Source organism: Candidatus Gracilibacteria bacterium (assembly GCA_041661045.1).
Taxonomy (GTDB): Bacteria; Patescibacteriota; Gracilibacteria; order UBA1369; family 2-02-FULL-48-14; genus 2-02-FULL-48-14.
On sequence record JBAZVE010000003.1, the window covers coordinates 1 to 2,645 of the forward strand.

Consider the following 2,645-nt stretch of genomic DNA (forward strand, 5'->3'; position numbering starts at 1 on the left):
TCCACTTATTCCAATACCGTCTCTGTTACCACTCCTGCCATTCCCACTGCTCCCTCCGGGCTTCTGGGTGTGGCCGCTTCCGATACCAGTATTCTTTGGACTTGGACAGACAATTCCTCCAACGAAACGGGCTTCAAGCTATACAGCAGTACCGGCACTCTGATTGCCACCATCGCTGCCAGTGCCACAAGCTACACCGAAACCGGTTTAACGGCGGACACCACATACTCTCGCAAGATTCTTGCGTATAACAGTAACGGCAGTTCCGCTTATTCCTCGGTTGCTTCCGCCACCACGGACGAAAATCCGGCCGCGGTTACATCCCCCACACTGGTGAGCCCCCAAAATGGTGCATACTTTAATACACTGTTGCCATCTTTCACGTTCAAACGCAGTGAAGAAAACGGCGCCACTATCAGCAGTTATACAATTGTCTTTAATACCGGTGACACAATCTCTATTCCCAACTTGGGTGTCGGTGAAGATCAAACATTATCTCAAGCCAAAGTCTCCGGCAGTCAAGACAACATCACCGTGGACATCACTGATGATGACTTACTCGAAGAAGGATCACACACTTGGCTTGTGAGAGCCACGGACAGCCAAGGCGGTACCGCCATTTCCAATGCATGGAGCTTTTCGATTGATGTCACTTCTCCCGATGCCGTAACGGCTATTCAGGGCTCTACCGCCGGCGTGGATGTTGATTTTTCCACCGATTCCAATAGTCCCACTTTCACTCTCACTTTCACCGATGGAGGTTCCGGCTTAGTTTTGGGAGACTTCACAGTTAAAGAAAACCGTTCTTTGCTTGGCGTGCCTATTGCACCACGAATAGTCTTTACGCAATCTTTCGATTTGGATGACGGACAACAAATCGTTACCTTCACCACTCCTGTTAATCTTCCCAATGGTACATACACCTTCATTCTTGTTGTGACCGACAACGCGGGCAACGCCCGTACCATCACCAAAACATTTGTCGTGAAAGGCACGGAAGACGGCGGCATTATCATCGATCCCACTCCGCCCCCAACCATTCCGGAAATCATCGAGACGATTGAAAAAGGGGAAACGCCTTCCAAAACGCCCAAAGATTTGCAATTGCAAGAACTGCAAAAAAACGAAATCACCCGCAGAGAAAAACAAGCGGAGAATTTAAATACCGCCTTGCTCCAAATTGGTTTCCCGCAAAAAACACTCGACTCGGTGAACTGCGCGATTTCTTCCACCGTGCGCGTGCTTAGAAACATTGTTACCCACACCATCCCCAAACTGTCCTTCCTTGATTTCTTCAAAAACATTCTGTTGGCCGGTCGAGACAACCGTTTGTCCATGGCGCAAAAAAACGAGAGCTTCTTAAATGATTTGTTCCACATCAAGAACAAGCAGTCGACCATCGGCAACAAAATTGTCCAGCCCAAAATTCCCATGCCGCCTCCCGCGCAAAACGTATCGCAGAAAACAGAAGTCATTGACGCGGGTCCTTGTATGCAAGTTACCCAACGCACCGATACCGTGGACGTTTATGTTACCGCCGGCGCCACGATCATTTCTTTTGCCTCGCTAATTTCTCTCTTCACTTCTTTTCTCCCCAATGTGCTCGCGCAAATTCCGTATCTGTCGCGTGCCATGTTCCAAATATTATTGGGCCTGCTGGCTGTTCACAAACGGCGCAAACCGTGGGGCAAAGTATTAAGCGCCATCGACGGTTCACCGATCCAAGGAGCGTTGGTGAGTATCATCGATGCCGAACGCGGCAAAGTGGTGGAAACATCGCTTTCCGGCAAAGACGGTTCTTTCTCTTCCTTTGTGGAACCGGGCAAGTATCTCTTTAAGGTGACAAAGCCCGGCTGGCGACTTAACGATCAACCGTTACCGTTCGGTCTGTTTGATAACAATTCCGTCTACCAAGGCACTCCTGTTGTTTCTTCCAGCTTGGAGCAGCTGCTTTCCATTGTGATTGTTCTTCGTCCGGAAGAACGTCAACTCAACCGGTTGCTTTCCTTCTTCATGATCATCTTGCAGTTCTTCGAACGTTTCCTCTTGCTTATTTCTTGGCCCATTTTACTTGCCGGTACCGCTTGGAACACCTATCTCTTTATTACCACTCCTTCCGTCTTGAACTTCTGGATCGAAGTCTTCTATGCCCTGCTCATTGTTGCCAAAATAATTTTGCAACGCTCTCATCCCAAGACACTTGGCACGATTACCGACCTTAGCACCAAACAACCTGTCAGTTTGGCGCTGGTGCGGGTCTTTGATTTCAAAACCAACCGGTTGGTGGCCACCAAAGTTACCAACTCCAAAGGACAGTTCTTCTTTATGCCCAACCCCGGCACGTACAGTATTCATGTTACCAAAGAAGGGTACCGCCCACACATGGAACCGCGTCTGAAATTCCGTTCTTGGAATCCCAAGCTCTTGGCCGTTAACTGGTCTTTGGTACCGGAGATAAAGTGAACGAGTCGATCCAACCCCAATATCAATTAACTAATTTTTAAGATACAATATCAATATGAGTTCAAAAGAACCAATAGAAAAATTAAAAGAACCAAGCACGTATAAAATAGTGGCGCTGTATGTTGCCATGCCAATTCTGCTGCACATCTTCACCTCGCTTCCGGGCATCAACAAACTAACCC

The 2,645-nt window shown here is 48.2% G+C and carries 1 protein-coding gene; it reads left to right on the forward strand.

Annotation, left to right across the window (positions count from 1 at the left end):
• The coding region (locus WC777_06405; GenBank protein MFA6024792.1) for a carboxypeptidase regulatory-like domain-containing protein at positions 1-2,493 on the forward strand (2,493 nt) is incomplete at its 5' end.
• Between the last annotated feature and the right edge of the window lie 152 nt (positions 2,494-2,645).